This window comes from Umezawaea sp. Da 62-37 (assembly GCF_032460545.1).
GTDB lineage: Bacteria > Actinomycetota > Actinomycetes > Mycobacteriales > Pseudonocardiaceae > Umezawaea.
Window position 1 is genome coordinate 9,299,243 of the sequence record NZ_CP135965.1, and the last position, 19,719, is coordinate 9,318,961.

A 19,719-nucleotide genomic window follows, 5' to 3' on the forward strand; every position below is an offset into this window, starting at 1 on the left:
GTCGGGACGAGCGCTAGCCGTTGAGCGGGACGGGTTCGTCGAGCGTGATCGCCTCCTCCAACTTCTCCGCGGCCCCGCGGTGGAGGCGGGCGCTGACGCGCATGTCCTTGATGCCCGCGACGAAGTTCGACGTCAGGTGTTCCACCGGCGCCTCCAACCGGAATTCGGCTACGGTGCCGACGATCCGGTCGACGAGCAGGCGCAGGGCGATGCGCGCGAGCGGGGCGCCGATGCAGTAGTGCGGGCCGAAGCCGAAGGCGACGTGCCGGTTCGGCGACCGGGAGACGTCGAACCGGAACGGGTCGGCGAAGACCTCTTCGTCGCGGTTGGCCGACCCCAGCCACGCGACGACCGGATCACCGCGGCGCAGTTCGACGCCGCGGATCTCGGTGGGTCGCGTCACGTGGCGCATGAAGTGGTTGGCGGGTGACGACCAGCGCAGCCCCTCCTCGACCGCCGAGGGCACCAGCTCGGGGTCGGCGAGCAGCCGGCGGTACTCGTCCGGGTGCTCGATCAGCGCCAGGACGGTGCCCGCGACCGCGTGCGGGGTCGTGACGTTGGCGCCGAGCAGCAGGCTGTAGCAGTTGTACACGAGTTCGTCGTGCCGGAACGGCCTGCCGCCGACGTCCATCCGCAGCAACGACCCCACCAGGTCGTCGCCGGGGTCCCCCGCGCGCCGCCGGACGTCCGCGGAGAAGTACGAGAACAGCTCGTGGTGCGCGGACGCCAGCGTGCCGTCGCCCTGGCTGAACTCCGGGTCGTCCGGCGCGATCGCCGTGGACGTCAGCCGGGTGAGCCGGGGCCAGTCCGACTCCGGCAGTCCCATCAGGGTCCCGGTGAACGCCATCGGGAAGTCGGCGAGCGCGCGGGCGAGGTTCCACGTCCCGTCCGCCAGCGGTGCGAGCATCCGGTCCACCATCCGCCGCACCTTCGGCACGAGCGGGCTCAGCGCCCGCGCGGACAGCAGGTCCGCCATCGGCCGCCGCATCGCGGTGTGCGCTGGCGGGTCGCTGGCGGCCATCATCTTGCCGCCCGCGGGATCCCGGCCGCCCAGGATCGACAGGAGGGTGCCCCGCTTGGAGGTGAAGCGGGTGTGGTCGCGCAGCACGTCGTTGACGTCGTCGTACTTCGTCACCGACCAGAACTCGCGGCCGTCGGGCAGTTCCTGGCGGTGCACGGGGGAGTGCCGCCGCATCGCCGTCCAGATCGGGTGCGGGTCGCCGGTCCCGTACAGCGACGACGCGTGCAGGTCCGCGGCGGTGATGTCGGCCTGCGGCACGGCCGTGCCGTCCGCCGTGGTCCTCATGAGGCCTCCTCGGCGCCCTGGCAGCCGCGGGCGATCAACGCGGCGAGCTCGGCCACGGTCGGGTTCTCGTAGTAGGTGTGGATGGGGACGTCGACCTCGTGGCGGTCGAAGATCTCGGACGTGAGCCGGACCGCCATCAGCGAGTGGCCGCCGATCTCGAAGAAGTCGTCGTCCACGCCGACCCGCTCGACCTGGAGCAGGTCGGCCCACAGCTCGGCCAGCCAGGACTCCAGCGGGGTGGCCGGAGCCCGGTAGTCGGTGCTCAGGTCGCCGCGGTCGGGCAGCGCCAGCGCGGCGAGCGCGGAGCGGTCGACCTTGCCGTTGGCGGTCAGCGGCAGCTCGTCCACGCGCACGAAGCGGGCCGGGATCATGTAGGGCGGCAGGAACGCCGCCAGGTGGTCGCGCAGCCAGGCCGAGATGACGGCCTCGTCGCTGGCGTAGTACGCGGTCAGCGCCTGACCGGTGGCGGACGGACGCGGCAGCACCGCGACGTCCTCCACGTCGGGGTGCGTGCGCAGCACGACCTCGACCTCGGCGGGCTCCACCCGGAACCCGCGGATCTTGACCTGGCGGTCCTCGCGGCCCAGGAACTCCAACCGGCCGTCCGGGCCGCGGCGACCGAGATCGCCGGTGGCGTACATGCGATCGCCGGGAACCCCGGAGAACGGGTCCGGCACGAACCTGTCCGCGGTGGCGCCGGGCGCGCCCAGGTAACCGTGCGCGAGCCCGAGCCCGGAGGTGAAGATGCGGCCGGTCCGCCCGTCCGGCACCCGGTCGCCGTGCTCGTCCAGGAGGTGCACGAGGGTGCCGGTGACAGGTCGTCCGATGGGAACCGCGCCCGCGCCCACCGGTCCGTCGAGCACCGCGCAGCAGGTGAACGTGGTGTTCTCGGTGGGCCCGTAGCCGTTGACGACGGCTGTGGACGGCAGGGCCGCGATCGCCCGGTCGACGTGCGACGGCGAGAGGACGTCCCCGCCTGCGATGAGCAGCCGCAACCCGGTCAGGTCCGCCAACCCGGCCTCGACCACCTGGTGGAACAGGCCCGCGGTGAGCCACAGGACCGTCACCCCCCGATCGCGGACGAGCGCCGTCAGGTCGGCCGGGCGCAGGTCGCCCGCCGGGGCCACGACCAGCTTCCCGCCGTTGAGCAGGGGGCCCCAGATCTCCAGGGTCGACGCGTCGAACGCGGCGGGCGCGAACTGGAGGAACACGTCGTCGCGTCCCACCGGGAGGTAGTCGGCCCCGACGACCAGGCGCACGACCGCCCGGTGCGGCACGACCACGCCCTTCGGCGTTCCGGTCGACCCGGACGTGTAGGCGACGTACGCGGTGTCCGCGCCGCGCGGCGTGCCGAGGGGGACGTCCCCGGCGCGGGCCGCCAGCTCGGCGGGGGTCGTCCACGGCGCTTCCCCGCCGACCACGAGCGCGGGTCGCGCGTCGCGCAGGATCGCGGCACGGCGCTCGACGGGCGTGTCGGGGGCGAGCACGAGGTAGGCGCACCCGGCCTTCAGCACGGCCAGTTGCAGCACCACGAGGTCCACCGAGCGCGGTAGCAGGATGCCCACCACGTCGCCCGCGGCGGCACCCGAGGCGCGCAAGGCGCCCGCGAGCGCGGTCGTCCGCCGGTCGAGCTGGGCGTAGCTGAGGTCGCCGTCCTCGCCGGAGACGGCGACGGCCTCGGGAAAGGTCCTGGCGTGGTGCGTGAACACGTCCACGATGGAGCGGAGTCCGCGTTCACCGAGTGTGGTGGACATCTGCCATTCCCCTTCGTTCCGGTGGTGCCTGTCGCCCCGCCTCCAGCGCGATCCAGACCGACGTGGCCTTGGCCAGCAACCGCCCCGCGGGGTCGTAGAGCGCGGTGCCGATGTGGGCGGTGCGCCCGTTCCTCCGCCACAGCCCGCCGACGACCACGTGGGGACGTCCCGGCTCCGGCAGTTCGAGGACCAGCGCGCTCATCCGGCCGAGCACCATCGGCTCGCGGACGGGGTCGCAGGTCCAGCCACCGGGGCAGTCCAGGGCGCTCCAGACCAGTTCGGTGGACACGTCCGCGTCGGGCGTCCACGTGCACGCCACCAGGTCGCGGCCGTCGAGGCGACCGGGCGTGAGCGGGAAGCCCAGCGCGGGCTCGACGTCGACGCCGCACACGAAGCACGTCGGGAACGGGTGCCCCTCGCGGCCCGCGAACGACGACTCCGCCCGCCGAGCCTCCTCGACCGTGACGGGGTCGACCGCCCGCATGGTCGACGAGCCGGGGCCGACCGTGGCGACGAGGACGTCCCCGTGCCACACCTGGGCGCGCGCGCCGTGCCCGCGCACGTCCAGCGCGCTCGCCAGTGGAGGTGGGGCGTGCAGCACCACCGCCGCCGGCGCCCCGGTCGCGCTCGGCGACAGGGTGGAGAACACGCCGCACGCGTAACCGCCGTTCGCGCTGTCCGCGGGTCCGCGGTACGCGCTGCCGATCACCACGTCCATCAGGACCGTCCCGAGTGGATCTGCGTCAGCGGGAAGTCCCGGCACAGCAGCGCGACCTCGGCGAGGACCTCCGTGCGCACGGCCTCGTCCAGGTACCAGGTCACCGTCCCGGCGGGGCGGACCGCGGCCAGGACGCGCACGACCAGTGCCGCGCACCGGCGGACCGCGTCGTCCGTCATCCCGCGCGCCGCGAGGATGTTGGTCCCGAGGCGCAGCCCGCTGGTGACCGACGGGCCGTACCGGTCACCGGGGATCTTGTTCTTGTTCGTCACGATCCCGCACGACTCCAGCGCCTGCTCCGCGATCACCCCGGTCAGGCCGGCGGGGGTGACGTCGAGCAGCACCATGTGGTTGTCGGTGCCACCGGTGAGCACCTCGTGGCCCGCGGCCGTCATCGCCTCGGCGAGCACGTCGGCGTTCGCGCGGACGCGGCGGGCCAGGTCCTTGAACGACGGGTCGAGCACCATGCCCAGCGCACGGGCCTTGGCGGCGATCGAGTTCAGCGCGGGCGTGCCCTGGAAGTAGGGGAACACCGCGTTGTCCACCACCTCGGCGAGGGTGCGGCCGCGGCCCGGCACCGGGGTGTCCGCGTCCCGGCCGAGCAGGATCAGTCCGCCGCGCGGTCCGTACAGCTGCTTGTAGGTGCTCGTGGTGGTGATGTGCGCGTGGTCGACGGGGTTCGGGTGCAGCCCGGCCGCGATCAGGCCCGCCACGTGCGAGATGTCCGCCACCAGGTAGGCGCCCACCGCGTCGGCGACGGCCCGGAACCGGGCGTAGTCGATGAAGCGCGGGTACGAGCTGGCCCCGCACACGACGACCCGCGGCCGGTGCTCCTCGGCGAGTTCCGCCATCCGGTCGTAGTCGATCAGCCCGGAGGCGTCGGTGCCGTAGGAGACCGGGGTGAAGTACCGGCCGGTGACGGAAGGGGCGGCGCCGTGCGTCAGGTGTCCGCCCGCGTCGAGGCCCATGCCCATCAGCACGTCGCCCGGCCGCAGCAGGCCGAACAGCACGATCTGGTTGGCGTTGCTGCCCGAGTGGGGCTGCACGTTGGCGTGGCGGGCGCCGAACGCGCGGATGGCGCGGTCCACGGCCAGTCTCTCGACCTCGTCGGCGACCTGGCTGCCCGCGTGGAACCGGGCACCGGGGTAACCCTCGGCGGTGACGTTGCCGAGCACCGACCCCGCGCACGCGAGGACCGACGGGTCGGCGACGCTGGACGCGGCGACCAGCGCGAGGGTTTCGGCCTGCCGCACCTGCTCGCGCTCGAGGAGGTCGAACAGGACGGGGTCGGACTCGCGGAGCGCGCGCACCCCGTGGTCGGCGATCTCCACGACATCGGCTGTCGTCATGCTCGGCTCCTGTTCCCGGTCGCGCCCAGCGGGACGACCGAGTTCGACGGTGGTCCGACGAGCCCGTCCACGGCGGCGAGCAGCGACCCGCGCAGCTCCTCGGGCGCACCGTCGCCGTGCTTGGCGACGTCGACGGTGATCTCCACCCGCACCCCCGCCGAGGGCAGGTTGTCGATCGCCTCGATGCGGATCGGGAAATCGGCCCGCTCGCGCATGTCCTCCTCGGGATCGAGCAGGCCGTCGGCGAGGGCGGCGTGGCGGGCGTGGAAGCGCACGTAGTTGAACGCCGAGTCGAACGGCCTGCGGTTCAGCAGTCGGCGCACCTCCGAGTCGGGGAAGCGGCGGTGCGGCAGCAGCGCGCGTTCCCCGGCCAGCGCCGCGTCCGCCGCGGCGCGCCAGGTCGTGCCGTCCAGCGGCAGTCGCAGGGGGAGGTAGTTCAGGAACAGGCCGATGGTGAGGTCCGCGCCCGGCACCTCCGGCCGTCCGCCGACCGGGACGCCGACCACGGGGGCCGTGGTGCCGGTGAACGCGGCGACCGCCGCGGCGTGGACGGCCAGCATGAGCGACTTCAGCGGCACACCCCACGCCGCGGAGCGCTCGACGAGTGCGGCGGCGGCGTCGTGGGGCAGGGGGAAGCCGATCTTCCGGTACCGGGGTTCCCCGGAGGCCTCCTCCGTGGCCAGGTGCGGGCGCAGCGCGTCGAAGTGGGCGCGGGAGGCCGCGTCCCGCAGCGCGGCGCGCTCCAGCCGCACGTGCTCCCGCTGCATCGGCGCGGGCGTGCCCAGGTCGAGGGGCGTGCCGTCCAGGTCGGCGGCGTAGGCGCGGACCACTTCGCTGGTGAAGATCGACTCGCTCCAGCCGTCCATGAGCGAGTGGTGGAAGGCGTGCGAGAACCGGAACCTCCCCTCATCCAGCGCGGCGGCGTGCACGCGCACCAGCGGTACGGACTCCGGGTCGAACACCTCCTTCAGCGACCCGGTCATGACCTCCTCGTACCGGGCCGCCTCGACGTCCGGCGCCAGCCCGCGGTGGTCGGCGAACTCGACCGGGATCCGCGCGGACCACTGCACCACTTGCATCGCCTCGCTGAACGTGACCAGGTCGAACCGGGTGCGCAGCGCCGGATGCCTGCCCGACACCACCGCCAGCGCCCGGACGAGGGCGTCCGCGTCCAGCGGCCGGTTCACCACCCGCGACACGACGGTGTGGTAGTTGTCCCCGTTGCTGAGCAGCGTCTCGTAGATCAGGCCCAGTTGCAGGCGCGAGGCCGGGTATGCGTCCTCGGCGTCGGCGGGGACCAGCGCCCGGTCCTCCGGCGCGAGCAGGTCGCCCGCGTCGTCCGGACCCGCCCGGTCCGCGCCCAGCGCCGCGCACATCCCGCGCACGGTGGGGCTGCGGAACAGGTCCACCAGCGTGAGGTCGAGCCCCTCCTCCGCCGCCGCGCCGATGACCTTGAGCGCCAGCAGGGAATCCCCGCCGAGCGAGAAGAAGTCGCCGTCCTCGTCGACCCGGTCCACCCCGAGGACGTCCTGCCAGATCCTGGCCAGCACCCGCTCGGGACGTGTTGCCGCGTTGCCCATGTGCTCATCCCTCCGATCCGTCACAGCGCGCCGAGGTCGGCGCCGCTGACCGCGAGGTCGCCGTCGTCGAAGGAGAACCGGAACACCAGCCGGTCGTCGACGGCCGCGGCCAGCGCGGCCAACTCCGCGTGGTCGGCGACCCGACCGATCACCATGTCCATCTCCTGGGTGTGCACCCCGCCCGCCAGCGCCGCGCCGGGCCTGCTGAACACCCGGTACACGCCGACGCCGGACATCCCGCGGACATCGTCGCCGCCGTCGACGCCGACCAGCACGCACGGCCGTCGCGGCGCGGGGTGGAACTGGTGGAAGAACACCTCGTCGGTGGACAGTTCCGGCAGCTTCACGTCCTCCCCGAGCGCGACCCGCCCGCCCGCCTCGACCAGGTTGGCGCCGAGGGCGTGGATCGCCAGTTCGTTCATGCCACCGCCGAGCCTCCCGTTGACCTCGATCAGGCGAGGTCCCGACGGGGTCAGCTTGAGCTCGGTGTGCACCAGCCCCGTGGTGATGCCCAGCGCGGTGATCGCGTCCCGCGCGATCGTCCGCACCTCGTCCTCCTCGACGGTGTCCAGCGAGGGGGGCCAGAACCGGCCGGTCTCCCGGAACGGCGGCACCATCGGCAGCTTCCCGGTGACCGCGATGTGGTCGATCCGGCCCGCCACGACGAGGCTCTCGACCGAGACGTAGTCGCCGAACGGCCCGCAGTCCCGGCCGGGCAGGTACTCCTCCAGGATCAGCCCGCCGTGCGGGTCGTAGCCGGGTGCGCCCTCCTCGAGCAGGCGGCGCGCCAGCGCGTCGCCCTCAGCGGCGTCCCGCACCAGGTAGGTGTTGGTGCTCGCGCCGCCGTAGAGCGGTTTGAGCACGGCGGGCAGCCCGGTCTCCGCGGCGGCGGCCGCCCAGTCGTCCGGCGTGGTGAGCGCGTGGAAGCGCACCGCGTCGACGCCCGCGGCGCGCAGGGCGGCGCGCTGCCGGGCCTTGTCGGTGAGCGGTGCGAGCGCGTGGTCGCCGAGGTGGGGCAGGCCGAGCGCGCGGGCGAGCGCTCCGGTCAGCCGCAGCGCCTTCTCGCTGTAGGTCACGATGCCCGCCGCGCCGCGAGCCGCCAGCCATTCGGCGGCGTCGTCGACGGACTCCTCCGACTCGACCTCCACGACCTGCCCGAACTGCTCGAGCAGCGGGCGCATCGCGGTGGTGTGCTCGTTGACCGGGATGGCGAAGAGCAGCGGTGTCAACGGCGCGAGGCCGACGGCTATGTCCCCCGGCGGCGCCGCACCCAGGTCGTAGACGACCACCAGCGGGCGGTTCACCGGATCTCCGAACGCGCCGACGCGGGGCGGATGTCCGTCCACACCAGGGCGATGTGCTCCAGGCACTCGTCCCGCGTGCCGTTGAAGCCAGTCGCGTTCCAGCCCGCGGGCAACGCGCGCGCCTCGGGCCACACGGAGTGCTGTTCCTCGTGGTTGACGACGACGAGGTGGGTCATGACTGGCTCCCGGTTCGAGTTGTGCCCAGGGCGTCGGTGAAGGCGTCGGCGAGCTCCCGCACCCGGTCGACGGGCATCAGCTCGCGGCTGTGCACCCACGACACGGTCAGCAGGGGCCCGGCGAACACGACGAAGCACTCCAGCGCGGACAGGCGGGGCATGGCCGGGTCGCGGTCGACGCCCGTGCCGTGGATCCGCACTCCGCCGAGCACGTCGTCACCCGCCGTGAGGTAGGTCGGTGTCCCCCAGAAGTTGAACAGCAGCCGCGGCGTCGGCACCGCGGCCAGCCGCTCCCGCACCCCCGGATCGGGGTGCAGGAAGCGCGCGGCCTCGAAGTCGAGACCGCGGTTGGGGATCGCGCGGTGCTGCCGAGCGATGTCGTCCGCGGTGGCCGATAGCGGCAGTGCGAACGGGTACGCCGAGTTGAAGTAGCCGACGACCCTGGTGGGGTCGAGGTCGAGGACGTCCTCGCGGCCGTGGCCGCCGAGGTGGACCAGCACGTCGCCGTCCGTCCCGGTCCACGTGCGCAGGGCCGTGCCGAGCGCGGCGAGCAGCCGCTCGTAGACCGTCGGCCCGCCCGGTGCGCCCGCCGCGGCGAACGCCCGGCTCAGGTCTTCGTCGAGGACGGTGCGGACCTCGCCGACCGTCCCCTCCGTGCCCGCCACCCCGTCCTCGACCACCTGGGCGCAGGTCGACCAGTCCCGGTCGAGCCAGTAGCCGACGTCCAGGCGCGACGGGTCCGCGCGGACGTGGTCGGCCAGCATGGTGGCCCAGGTGGCGTAGGACGGGCCGGGCGGGGGCAGCGCGCGGTCGTCGCCGTCGCGCAGGAGGGCGGCCAGCTCCTCGGTGATCAGGTCCCACGAGAACAGGTCGACCAGCAGGTGGTGGACCACCGCGACCACCCGGTCCGGCACGTCCGACAACCGGAGCACGCCGAAGCGGGAGACCGGTCCGGTGCGCAGGTCCAGCCGCTCGTGCAGCTCGGTGGCCGACCGGTGCGCGTGGGCGTCGACGTCGTCGACGCCGCGCAGGTCGAACTCGGTGACCGGCGGGGCGTCCGGCACCGCGTACTGGCGGGGTTCTCCGGACAGGTCGAACCGGGTCCGCAGCGCCGGGTGGCGCCGGGCCAGCACCTCCACCGCGGCGGTGATCGCCGCGAGGTCGAACGGGCGGTTCAGGTCGAACGAGACGCCGTGGTTCCAGTGGTTGGGGTTCGGCACGCCGCGTGCGAGGAACGACAGCTGGGCCGGCACGAGCGGTCCGCTGTCGTCGCCGGTGCCGCCGGTGGGCGGTGGCGCCTGCGCGATCCACATGGCGACCTTGGCCAGTTCCTCCACGGTCTGCTTCTCGATCACGTGCCGCGGGCGCAGCGCGATGCCGCGGCGCTGGGCCTCCTGCACGATCCGGATGCCGACGATGGAGTCGCCGCCGAGCGCGTAGAACCCGTGGCGCACACCGATCCGGTCCGCGGCGGGCAGGTGCGCGGACCACACCTCGCACAGCACCCGCTCCAGTTCGGTGCGGGGTGCGACGTAGTCGGCCTCCGACCCCGTCCGCGGGGCCAGTCCTCGCAGGGCGAGCCGGTCGACCTTGCCGTTGTTGTTGCGGGGCAATCCGTCCAGGACGACGACCTCGTGCGGCACCATGTAGTCCGGCAGTCGGTCGGCCGCGAACCCGCGCAGGGAATCGTCGTCCACCTGCCTGCCGGGTGCTGGGGAGACGAAGGCGACCAGGCGGGCGGAGGTCGATTCGTCCACCAGTTCGACCACGGCCCGCGCCACGTCGGGCGAGGACTCCAGCAGGTGCTCCACCTCGCCGAGTTCGACCCGCCTGCCCCGGACCTTGACCTGGTTGTCGGCACGGCCCAGCAGCACCACCGCGCCGTCGGCGCGCCAGTAGCCGCGGTCGCCGGTCCGGTAGAGGCGGCTGCCGGGTTCGGCGGCGAACGGGTCGGGCAAGAACGCCGACGCGGTCAGCGCGGGGGCGCCGAAGTAGCCGCGGCCGACGGTGCGGCCGCCGATGTGGATCTCCCCGACGACTCCGGGGGGCAGCGGCTGGAGGTCGGTGTCGAGCACGTGCACGGTCACGTTGGGCAGCACGCGCCCGACCGGCGTGTGCCGGTGCTCGTCGGCGTTCACCGGCCCACCGGTCGCGTCGTCGGCCACCTCTGCGGGCCCGTAGGCGTTGAGCAGGGGCACACCCGGCACCACCGCGTGCCAGCGCGCGGCCAGCGCCGGGCTGAGCACCTCGCCGGTGGAGACCACCAGCCGCAGCCGCTCGCGCAACCGGTCCGCGAGACCGGGGGTCCCCGCGATCTCGTCCAGCAGCACGACCAGGTAGGTGGGCACGAGCGCGAAGCAGGCGAACCCCAGCCGGACGGCCGATTCCAGCAGCACGGCCGGATCGCGCACGTCGTCGTCGTCCACCACGCACACCGTCGCGCCCGAGGTGAGGCCCGCGAACAACTGCCAGATCGACAGGTCGAACGTCAGCGGCGCCGTCTGCGGAACGGGCGCACCGGGCCGCAGCCCGTAGTCGACCACCCTGGTCGCCAGGAGGTTCAGGAACGCGCCGTGCTCGACGCACGCGCCCTTCGGCGCGCCGGTCGACCCGGAGGTGAACATGATGTAGGCCAGGTCACCGGGTGCGGCGGATTGGAGCGGACCGTCCCCGACGGCGTCCCGCAGCTCGCTCGGGTCGAACCGGACCAGCCCCTCGAAGGGCGGCACCTCCGGTCCGGCGATCAGCGCGCCAGCGCGGCGGACGAGGTCCGCCTGCCGGGCGGGCGGGGACGCGGGGTCGACCGGGACGTACGCGGCTCCCGCGAACAGGATCCCGACGGCCGTCACCAGGAACCAGGCGCTGCGGGGGGCGACGAGCGCCACCGGGGTCTCCCGTCCCACGCCCTCGGCCCGCAGCCGGTGGGCGATGGCGGTCGCGCGCTCGTACAACTCGGCGTAGGTGAAGGACTCGGTGTCGTCCCGCACGGCCACCGCGCCGGGCCGCATCCGCACCTGCTCCAGCAGCAGGTCCCGGTAGGGCGTGCTGCTGTCCAGGGCGCCGGTCCGGTTGAACCCGGCCAGCACCTCGGCCGCGGCCGCGTCGAGCACGCCCAGTTCGGCCAGGGTCCGGTCCGGGTCGGCCAGCCCCTCGTCGAGCACGGTGGCGACGGCGTCGAGCAGGTGCCCCACCCCCGTGGCCGAGCGGGCGCGGATCCCGGTCGCGCCGCACACCAGCGCCACGTCCGCGGCGTCCGGCAGGTCGTCCCAGACCAGTGCCAGCGCGGGGCGGGGCAGGCCCGACTCCCCGTGCGACATGGCCTCGGCCACTTCGACGCGCACCTCGCCCAGCCACTGCCGGAAGGTCGACCCCGGTCGTGGGCGCACCACCAGTGGGAAGGGCGCGACGCCCGGCGGCCCGGCGAGCAGGGTCACGGCCTGGTGCGCGCCGAAGCGGCGCAACGCCACGGCGGTCGCGGCGGCGACGACGGTCCAACCGAGGACCGGATCGCCGCCGGTGATCGCGGCGAGCCGGGACGCGGTGCCCGCGTCCCACGGCCGGACCGCGTCGGCCGGGCCGTGGCAGACGTCGAACAGTCCGGCGACAGCGGTGTCACCGGCGCGGACGTCGTCCGCGCGGGCGAGCCAGTACTCCCGGCTCGCCAAGGATGTGGTGCTGGCGCTCATGACACTCCCCAGGGTCAGAACTGGAAGTCCGGAAGCGCGACGGCCTCGGCGGGCGAGCCGTCGTCGAACAGGGCTATCGGTGACTCGTCCTCGCCGCGGGCCAGCCCGGCCAGCAGGAATCCGAAGTCGGCCAGCCACGCCTCGACGGTGTCCCGTCGGAACCGGTCGGCGGCGTACTTGACGTGTGCGCGGATCTCGGCGCCGTACTCCAGGATCGACACGGTGATCGGGTACGCCGGGGCCGCCGGGTCCACGTCCATCGTCTCGGCGCGCCAGGCGGTGCCGCCGAGCCGCGTGACGGCTTCGACCCCGGCGTAGTAGCTGAAGTCGGTTTCCGCGAGCATCGCGGTGCTGTTGGGGCGCGCCAGCCGCACGATCCGGTCGGTGGGCAGGTCGGCGTGCGCCACGGCGGCGAGCTGGGCCCGGCGCACGTCGGCCAGGAAGGTGGTGAACGGTTCGTCCGGCCGCACCTCGACGCGGACCACGACGGTGTTGACGAAGCAGCCGACCACGTCGTCGTAACCGGCTTTCCGGCCGTTGACGGGGATGGCCACGCATTGGTCCCGGACGCCGGTGATCTTCCACAGCAGCACCGCCCACGCGGCCAGCAGCACCATGTTCACCGTCGCGCGTTCCTGTCGGGCCAGGGCCCCGAGGCGGTCGACCATGTCCGGGCCCAGCGGCAGGGGGAGCACCTCGCCCGCCCCCGGTACGGCGGCGGACCCTTCGTGGTCGGCGGGCAGCGCGACCTCGGGCAACCCGGCGAGGTAGTCCGCCCAGAACCGCTCCAGCACGCGGCCCCGGTCGCCCGCGAGCGCCGCGGCCTGGTCGCGCACGTGGTCGAAGTGGCTCCGGGCGGGCGTGGAGCCGGGGTCGCCGTGCTCCAGCTCCTCCAGCAGGACCCGCCACGACCAGCCGTCGCCGAACAGGTGGTGCACGGTCAGCGCCAGCACGTCCCGCTCGGTGTCGGCGAACCGCGCCCGGACCAGCTGTGCGCGCAGCGCGCGGTCGTAGGGAGACAGCGCGGGCTCGATCACGCCCGCCATCGCGGTGGTCAGCTCGTCGCGTCCGTCCGCGTCCAGCAGACCCGTCAGGTCGACCTCCATCCGCTCCAGGACGACGTCGAGGTGCGGGAGGACGACCTGCCGGACACCGTCTTCGTCGTCCCGCAGGACCGTGCGCAACGCGGGGTGGCGCCGCACCATGGCTGCCAACCTCCGCTGGACCACGTCGGGATCGACCGTGCCGTCGAACAGCAGGACCTCGGCCACGTTGTAGGTGTTCGACCCCGGCGAGAGCTGGCTCGCCGCCCAGATGGCGGTCTGCTGCCCGGACAGCGGCCCGGAGAGGGGTTCGGAGAGCGGGTCGGGGTCGGCGGCGGCGCTTTGGTCTCCCGCCGCGGCGACCGCGGGCGGTCCGGCCTCCGCGATCCCGGCCTCCACCGCCTTCGCCAGCTCGGCGAGGTCGGCCTGGTCGAACAGGTCGAGGACGTCCAGGTCGATCCCGTAGTGCTCGTTGATCCGGTTGACCAGCAGGACACCGTTGAGCGAGTCGCCGCCCACCGCGAAGAAGTCGTCGGCCAGCGTGGTCCCCGGCTCCTTGAGCACCGCCCGCACGAGTTCCAGGACCTGCTCGGCCACGTCCAGGTCGCGCGCGGCGGGCGCGGTTCCCGGCTCCGCGGCCTGCGGCCAGCAGTGCTCGTCGAGCAGCCGGGCCACCGGCAGGCGCCACCGCCGCCGCACGGGGGGCAGGGCGGCCCGCCAATCGAGGTCGAAGCCCGCCAGGTGCAGTTCGCGCAGGAGTTCTTCCGGCGTCCCCGCGCGCAGCACCCCAGGCGCCGGGCGCAAGGCGTGCAGCGCGGTGCTCAACGCGCTGCCCGGTGCGAGGTCGAGGACGACCGCCCCGGCGGGGACGGTGGCGAGGGCGGCGCCGAGCCGGTCGGGATCCGGCGGTGTCGCCGAACCGGTGGTGGGGCGCGGGTCGCCGCCGTCGTGGCCGAACGCCGCCGCAGTCGTCCCGCTGCCGTGGGTCAGCACGAGCGCCTGAACGACCCCCAGGTCGGCCACCAGCGCCCGCAGGCAGGCGACGCGCACGACGGACCGCTCGGCGGCCGACCACGTCCCGGAGGGCCGGACGGCGCACGCCGAGGCGATCACGTCGGCGCAACCCCGGTACGAGTCCGCCCAGCGCACGAGTTCGTCCGCCGCGGGCTCGTCCCCCTCGCCGCCCATGGCCAGCACGACCGGTGGCGGCGAAGCGGGAGGCAGGTCGTCCGGTGGCACGGCGAGCACGCGCAGCAGATCGTCCCGGTCGCGCACGACCCAGGCGGCGCGGTGGCGGAAGTGCTCGCGGCCGACGGCCAACTGGCGGGCGAGGTCGACCACCGGGGCTCCGCCCGTCGCCTCCACCGCGACGCGCAGCCGTGCGACGAGGTCGTGCAGTCCTGCCCGGTCGGGCGCCGACACGACCACTGTGGACGGCCGGGTGTTTTCCCCCAGGGTGCTTTCCCCCTGGGCGGGCGTTCCTTCCTCGACGACCACGTGCGCGTTGGTGCCGCTGAGCCCGAAGCTGCTGATGCCCGCGACGCGAGGTCCGTCGGCGACCCAGGGGAGTACCCGGTCGGCGATTCGCACAGGGGTGGAATCCAGGTCCGCCAACGGGTTCACCGCCCGGAAGTGCGCCGTCGGGAACACCTCGCCCACGCGGAACTGCGTGATCACCCGCAGCAGACCGGCGAAACCCGCCATGCAGTCCAGGTGACCGAAGTTGCCCTTCACCGACGAGATCGGTATCCGGCCCGCGATCGCGGACCATTCGGCGATCGCCAGTCCGATGCCCTGGAGTTCGATCGGGTCCCCGATGCGCGTCGCGGTGCCGTGCGCCTCTAGGTAGCCAAGGTCCGCGGGACCGATGCCCGCGTCCCGCCACGCCTTGACCAGCACCTCCGCCTGCCCGGCCGGGCTCGGCGAGGTGAGCCCGCCCGCCCGGCCCGCGTCCTGGTTGACAGCGCTCCCGCGGATGACCGCGTGCACGGTGTCCCCGTCGCGGCGCGCGTCGGACAGCCTCTTGAGGACGACGAACCCGCCACCTTCCCCGAACGTGGTGCCGTCCGCGTCGACGTCGAACGGGCGGCACCGGCCGCCTGCCGACCGCACGCCGAGCCCGTCGCCACCCGACGCGCGGCGCGGCGGTGGCCCGAGGATCACCTCGTAGCCGCCCACCAGCGCGAGTTCGTGCTCCCCGCGGGCCAGTTTCCACCGTGCCTCGTGCAGGGCGACCAGGAACGACGAGCAAGCGGTGTCCACCATGGTCGCCGCACCTCGCAGGTCGAGGTGGTAGGAGACGCGGCCCGAGGCGTAGGCCCGCATGCTGCCGATGATCGCGGGACCGGTCACCGCCCTGTCGTCGGGCAGCAGTTCGCGCAACGTCGGTTCGATCCCGCCGTACGCGGCGACGACGACAGCCACGTCTCGACCTCGCACCTCGGAGGGCGCGTATCCCGCGTCGCCCAGTGCCGCGACCGCGAGGTGCAGCATTCTGCGCTGCCTGGGGTCGACCATTTCGGCGTCCGCCCTGGAAACGCCGAAGTAGCGGGTGTCGAAACCGGTGATGTGGTCCAGCCACGCGCCGTGCTGGTCGTCGGGCCCGATGTCGACCCCTGTTTCACGGGCGCGTGCGGTGGGCATCGGCCCGACGCGGTCGGTGCCCGACCGGAAAAGGCAGGCGAGCGACTTCCAGTCCGTGTGACCCGGCAATTCGAATGAAACACCGATGATCGCAACATCATTGTCGTCCTCGTGCGACACGAATAGACCCCATTCCGATGAGTCGCGTCCGCAATCCAAGTCAAAGCACGTCGAATTCCCGCGAAGAGATATTCGCGGCAGATTGGTGTGCAAGTACGACTTCACGTGCCACAGTGCACGACAAGCGCACGTCACCACGCGCAACAGTCGAAATTCATGCCCGCGCGGCGTCTCCCAGACACGGTTGCCCCAGCAACCATGGGCGCAGGCAAAACGAAACTTTCGTTTAACACTTCGATATGCAGCGACCTTGGTGTGGATCCGGCCGCTGCTCAGGAGCTCATGATACGTCCAGTGGAATTCCCCATTCCCCTGTCGGCGGTAACGTACGTACGTTTTCCAGGCCAGTTCGACTGTAGCATGGAGGTCGATGCTGTCAACAAAGCAAACCTACAAGTCAACGATAGAATCGGGCTTCCCGAAGGTGTTTCCCGGCATCATCCGCGCCGTCGTTGACACCTCCCCGTGATCATCGATACTCTCGAATTCGACCTTGCTCTGGTCTGTCTCGCAGTCGTGATCGCAACACTGCTGAATCGGAGTAACCGCCCCGTTCGCGATACTGAAAGCGACGGAGAGTGAAATAGGTTTCACCGGAAAGGAGCAATCGAGTGGTGAAGCCACCTGCGGGAGAACACCGCGAGTCAACTGCGGCCTCCCTCGTGCGGCACGTCATAGCCCTCAACGGAGGTGCCCCGGCCGTCCGGCACCGCGACACCGTGCTCACCTACGACGAACTCGGTGCGCTCGCGGGCGGCGTCGCCGACCGCCTGCGCGAACTGGGTGTCGGGCCCGGCGCGGTGGTCGCGGTCGTGGTGGACCGGTCGCCCCGATCGGTCGTCGGCGTGCTGGCGGCTTGGGCCGTCGGCGCGGCGTACGCGCACCTGGAAGCGGCGCACCCGGACACCCGGCTGGCCGAAGTCCTCGACCTGGCCGCGCCCGCGGCTGTCGTCACCGACGAGCGCAACCTCCCGCGGCTGTCCGAAGCCCTGCGGGATCGCGCCGTCGTGGTCGAACGGACCCCTGCCGCCCACGGGCGGTACCGAACGGTCGAGGACCGCACACCCGACGACGTGGCGTACCTGGTGTTCACCTCGGGGTCCACCGGTGCGCCGAAGGCGGTGGAGGTCACCCACCGCGCCGTGCTGAACTACGTCGACGGCTTCACCCGCCTGCTGGGGGACCGGGAGATCACCAGCTACGGCCTGGCCACCACGTTCGCCGCCGACCTCGGGAAGGTGTCCGTGTACGGCGCGCTGCTCACGGGCGCGCGACTCGACGTCTACGACCGGCGGACCACCCTGGACCCGGAGGCGTTCGCCGCCGAGGTCCGCGAGCACCCGGTGGACTGGATCACCTTCGCCCCCTCCCAGCTCGACGCGATGGCGGGTGCGGGCGACCTGGCCGCCGTGCTGCCGACGAGGGCGGTCATGCTGGCGGGCGAGGTGTTCCCGCCCCGGCTCGCCGCGGCGATGCACGCCGCGCGCCCCGACCTCCTGGTGTTCAACGGCTACGGCCCGTCGGAGACGACCATCGTGATGACCGCGCACGAGGTCCGCCCCGATCCGGACGCGGTCCGCGTGCCGATCGGAGTCCCGATGCACGGCGTGGACCTGCGCGTGCTCGACGAGCGGCGCCACCCCGTGCCCGACGGGGAATCCGGAATCCTCTACATTGGCGGGGCGTGCCTGGCCGACGGCTACCGGGGAAACGCGGCCCTGACCGCGGAGAAGTTCCCCCTGCTCAACGGAAAACGCTTCTACTGCACCGAGGACGTCGTCGTGCGGCGTCCGGACGGCGTCCTGGAGTTCCTGGGCCGCGCCGACCGCCAGGTCAAGATCCGGGGCCACCGCGTCGAACCCGGCGAGGTCGAGAATGTCCTGCTCGCCCTGCCCGGTGTCCGTCAGACCCTGGTGTGCGGGGAGCGCGTGGACGGCGGTCCGCTGGAACTCGTCGCCTACGTCGTCGGGACGGCTGATCCGAGGGGACTGGCGCGACCGCTGCTGGAACGACTGCCCACCGAGCTGGTGCCGAGTCGCTTCCACCTCGTCCCCGAGATCCCCGTCACCGACAACGGCAAGGTCGACACCTCCGCCCTACGCGCCCTCGTCGAAGCACCTGACGCGATTCCGCGCACGGGTGCTCCTCTTTCGGACGACGAACGCGTCATCACCGACGTCTGGTCCGAAGTGCTGGGCCGCGCCGACCTCGGGCCGCGGGACCGCTTCCTGGAGAGCGGTGGCGACTCCTTCAAGGCGCTGGCGGTGTACGCGCGCCTGCGCAGGCACTACCCGAACCTCACCATCGCCCAGCTCTTCGACCACCCGACGATCGTGGACCTCGCCCGCGTCCTGGGTGGGCGGACGACCGCGGTCCGGGCTCCCGTCGTCGAGCTCTGACACCCGGATCGGGTGCCCGGTGGCCGGGCACCCGATCCGGGCTTGGGTCAGCGCACCCCGTTGACGTCCGAGGTGTCAATGGCGAACCTGCCCACAGCCCAGGCCATGGATCGGCTGAACTGCTCGAAGATGGTCTGGTTGACGTTGCCGTACCCGTCGCAGAGCTGGTGGTAGCACGGGTCGAGCATCTGCCCCTCCACGCCGCCGAACAGGTCGACCCACTCGGCGGGCTTGAGGCGGTCGGAACCGCCGTTGACCCCGCCCGAGGCGATGCCGCCGTTGACGAACGCGGTGTGGTCGGACCGCCCGTCGAGCACCAGGTCGGCCGTCGGCAGCTCCTCGCCCGCGAAGTACCCCTTGACCAGTTGGGAGATCCGTTCGGAGCCCGCGGGGGCGGGGCCGGTCGGAGTCTGTCCACTGTAGACCTGGCGCGCGAAGTTCGGCGAGCCGATCATCTCCAGGTTGAGGTACAGCGCGGTATGTGCGCGTTGCTCAGCGGTCAGGCTGTCCACGTAGAACTGGGAACCCGACAACCCCTTCTCCTCGGCGGCCCACCACGCGAAGCGGACCTTGTTGCGCAGCAAGGGCGTGTACTGCTTCAGCCGGAGCGCCGTCTCCAGCACCGCTGCCGACGCGGCCGCGTTGTCGTTGGCACCCGGCGTGGTGTCCACGCTGTCGAGGTGCGCCCCCATCACCACCGTGTTGTCCGCGCGACCGGTGGGGGTGTCGGCCAGGAGGTTGAAGGTCCGGGTTGTCGACTCCTCGCCACGCAGGTCGATCCGCACCGAGGTCGGTCCGGCCGCGACGTCGGCCATCAGCTGCTCGGCCTCGCCCCGCGGCAGCGTGGCGACCGGAACGCGCGCGTCCTCCGGCGGCACCATGCGGTAGCGCAGGTTGAGGTCGGGGTTGGGGGAGTTGACGTTCATCAGCATCGCCGACGCGCCCACGGCCGCCGCGGTGAGCTGCTTCTGCGTGATGAAGCAGCCGCCTTCGACCCGCACCAGGACGATCTTGCCGCGCACGTCCTGCCCCGCGTAGTCCTCGGGATCGCACCCGGTGTCCTTCACACCGGGCACCGCGACCTCCGCGGTCAGCCCCTCGGCCGGCGTGGACACCGTGAACCGGGCGATCTGCGGATGCAGAACGCGCGCCTGCGGCGAAACCACGTCCGCCCGCTCGGAGTGGATGGTGTAGTCGCGGAAGCTGAACTCCTGGCGCTGCACCACGTACCCCGCTCGCTGGAGCGACGTGGTCAGGTAGTCGGCCGCGGCCGTGTAGCCGGGCGACGCCGAATCCCGGTGTCCCCCGTTCGCCGCGGTCAACGTCGTCAACGCGCGCAGGTGCCGGGCAACGGCGTCCCCGGTGACCTTCTCGGACATCCGATCAGCCAACCACCCGGCCCTTCCGGACGCGTTCGCGGCGCCGACCGCGCCGATCGGCAGCGCGAGCACGGCAACGGCCAACAGCGATACGGCTTTCCGCAGTGCTGTCCTTCTCATAAAGGAAATCCCCCTGAATCCTGTCGGTGCAATGGACGCTCCGTTGGCGCACAACGCAGAGACCGAACCGACTCCGAGCGCGACCGGCGGTTCACACCCGTGCGCGCTCGACCGCCCGCGTGGAAGCGCTTTCCGCGACCGC

11 protein-coding genes are annotated in these 19,719 nt (G+C 72.7%); 1 reads left to right on the plus strand and 10 read right to left on the minus strand.

Features of this window, described 5'->3' with window-relative positions; genetic code table 11:
- Positions 1-13: 13 nt before the first annotated feature.
- From RM788_RS42125 to RM788_RS42165, 9 genes are read right to left on the minus strand one after another with little or no spacing between them, the layout of a single operon-like run.
- Positions 14-1,306: a cytochrome P450 gene (locus RM788_RS42125; protein ID WP_315925834.1), complete on the minus strand. Its 1,293-nt coding sequence runs from the start codon at positions 1,304-1,306 to the stop codon at positions 14-16.
- Complete coding sequence (locus tag RM788_RS42130) at positions 1,303-3,060, minus strand: amino acid adenylation domain-containing protein (RefSeq protein ID WP_315925836.1); 1,758 nt, start codon at positions 3,058-3,060, stop codon at positions 1,303-1,305. Before RM788_RS42130 ends, RM788_RS42125 begins: the two co-directional genes overlap by 4 nt.
- On the minus strand, positions 3,041-3,778 hold the full coding sequence (locus tag RM788_RS42135) for a hypothetical protein (RefSeq protein WP_315925838.1): 738 nt from the start codon (positions 3,776-3,778) through the stop codon (positions 3,041-3,043). The genes RM788_RS42130 and RM788_RS42135 overlap by 20 nt, the downstream gene beginning before the upstream one ends.
- On the minus strand, positions 3,778-5,127 hold the full coding sequence (glyA, locus tag RM788_RS42140; RefSeq protein WP_315925840.1) for a serine hydroxymethyltransferase: 1,350 nt from the start codon (positions 5,125-5,127) through the stop codon (positions 3,778-3,780). The genes RM788_RS42135 and glyA overlap by 1 nt, the downstream gene beginning before the upstream one ends.
- Positions 5,124-6,707, minus strand: a complete 1,584-nt coding sequence (locus tag RM788_RS42145; protein WP_315925842.1) for a condensation domain-containing protein — start codon at positions 6,705-6,707, stop codon at positions 5,124-5,126. Before RM788_RS42145 ends, glyA begins: the two co-directional genes overlap by 4 nt.
- A gap of 20 nt (positions 6,708-6,727) precedes the next feature.
- Positions 6,728-8,011, minus strand: a complete 1,284-nt coding sequence (locus tag RM788_RS42150) for an ATP-grasp domain-containing protein (protein WP_315925844.1) — start codon at positions 8,009-8,011, stop codon at positions 6,728-6,730.
- Entirely contained in the window at positions 8,008-8,187 is a 180-nt protein-coding gene (locus RM788_RS42155) for an MbtH family protein (RefSeq protein WP_315925846.1), read from the minus strand. The genes RM788_RS42150 and RM788_RS42155 overlap by 4 nt, the downstream gene beginning before the upstream one ends.
- Positions 8,184-11,873 carry a non-ribosomal peptide synthetase gene (locus tag RM788_RS42160; protein WP_315925848.1) on the minus strand — a complete coding sequence of 1,230 codons (3,690 nt, stop codon included), beginning with the start codon at positions 11,871-11,873 and terminating at the stop codon, positions 8,184-8,186. Before RM788_RS42160 ends, RM788_RS42155 begins: the two co-directional genes overlap by 4 nt.
- Before the next feature lie 14 nt (positions 11,874-11,887).
- Positions 11,888-15,817 (minus strand): condensation domain-containing protein, encoded by a 3,930-nt coding sequence (locus tag RM788_RS42165; protein ID WP_315934892.1) that lies wholly within the window; start codon positions 15,815-15,817, stop codon positions 11,888-11,890.
- A 473-nt stretch (positions 15,818-16,290) separates the two neighbouring features.
- Between RM788_RS42165 and RM788_RS42170 the strand changes: the two genes are divergently transcribed.
- Complete coding sequence (locus RM788_RS42170; RefSeq protein ID WP_315925850.1) at positions 16,291-18,078, plus strand: non-ribosomal peptide synthetase; 1,788 nt, start codon at positions 16,291-16,293, stop codon at positions 18,076-18,078.
- Positions 18,079-18,125: 47 nt separating this feature from the next.
- Here RM788_RS42170 and RM788_RS42175 read toward each other — a convergent pair whose 3' ends face one another.
- The gene (locus RM788_RS42175) at positions 18,126-19,577 is read right to left on the minus strand and encodes a M28 family peptidase (protein ID WP_315925852.1); all 1,452 of its coding nucleotides are present in this window, start codon (positions 19,575-19,577) and stop codon (positions 18,126-18,128) included.
- Positions 19,578-19,719: the final 142 nt, after the last annotated feature.

Bases quoted from the DNA above. Each gene is read 5' to 3' on its own strand.
- RM788_RS42125 (WP_315925834.1), bottom strand. From the start codon at position 1,306: ATGAGGACCACGGCGGACGGCACGGCCGTGCCGCAGGCCGACATCACC.
- RM788_RS42130 (WP_315925836.1), bottom strand. From the start codon at position 3,060: ATGTCCACCACACTCGGTGAACGCGGACTCCGCTCCATCGTGGACGTG.
- RM788_RS42135 (WP_315925838.1), bottom strand. From the start codon at position 3,778: ATGGACGTGGTGATCGGCAGCGCGTACCGCGGACCCGCGGACAGCGCG.
- glyA (WP_315925840.1), bottom strand. From the start codon at position 5,127: ATGACGACAGCCGATGTCGTGGAGATCGCCGACCACGGGGTGCGCGCG.
- RM788_RS42145 (WP_315925842.1), bottom strand. From the start codon at position 6,707: ATGGGCAACGCGGCAACACGTCCCGAGCGGGTGCTGGCCAGGATCTGG.
- RM788_RS42155 (WP_315925846.1), bottom strand. From the start codon at position 8,187: ATGACCCACCTCGTCGTCGTCAACCACGAGGAACAGCACTCCGTGTGG.
- RM788_RS42160 (WP_315925848.1), bottom strand. From the start codon at position 11,873: ATGAGCGCCAGCACCACATCCTTGGCGAGCCGGGAGTACTGGCTCGCC.
- RM788_RS42175 (WP_315925852.1), bottom strand. From the start codon at position 19,577: ATGAGAAGGACAGCACTGCGGAAAGCCGTATCGCTGTTGGCCGTTGCC.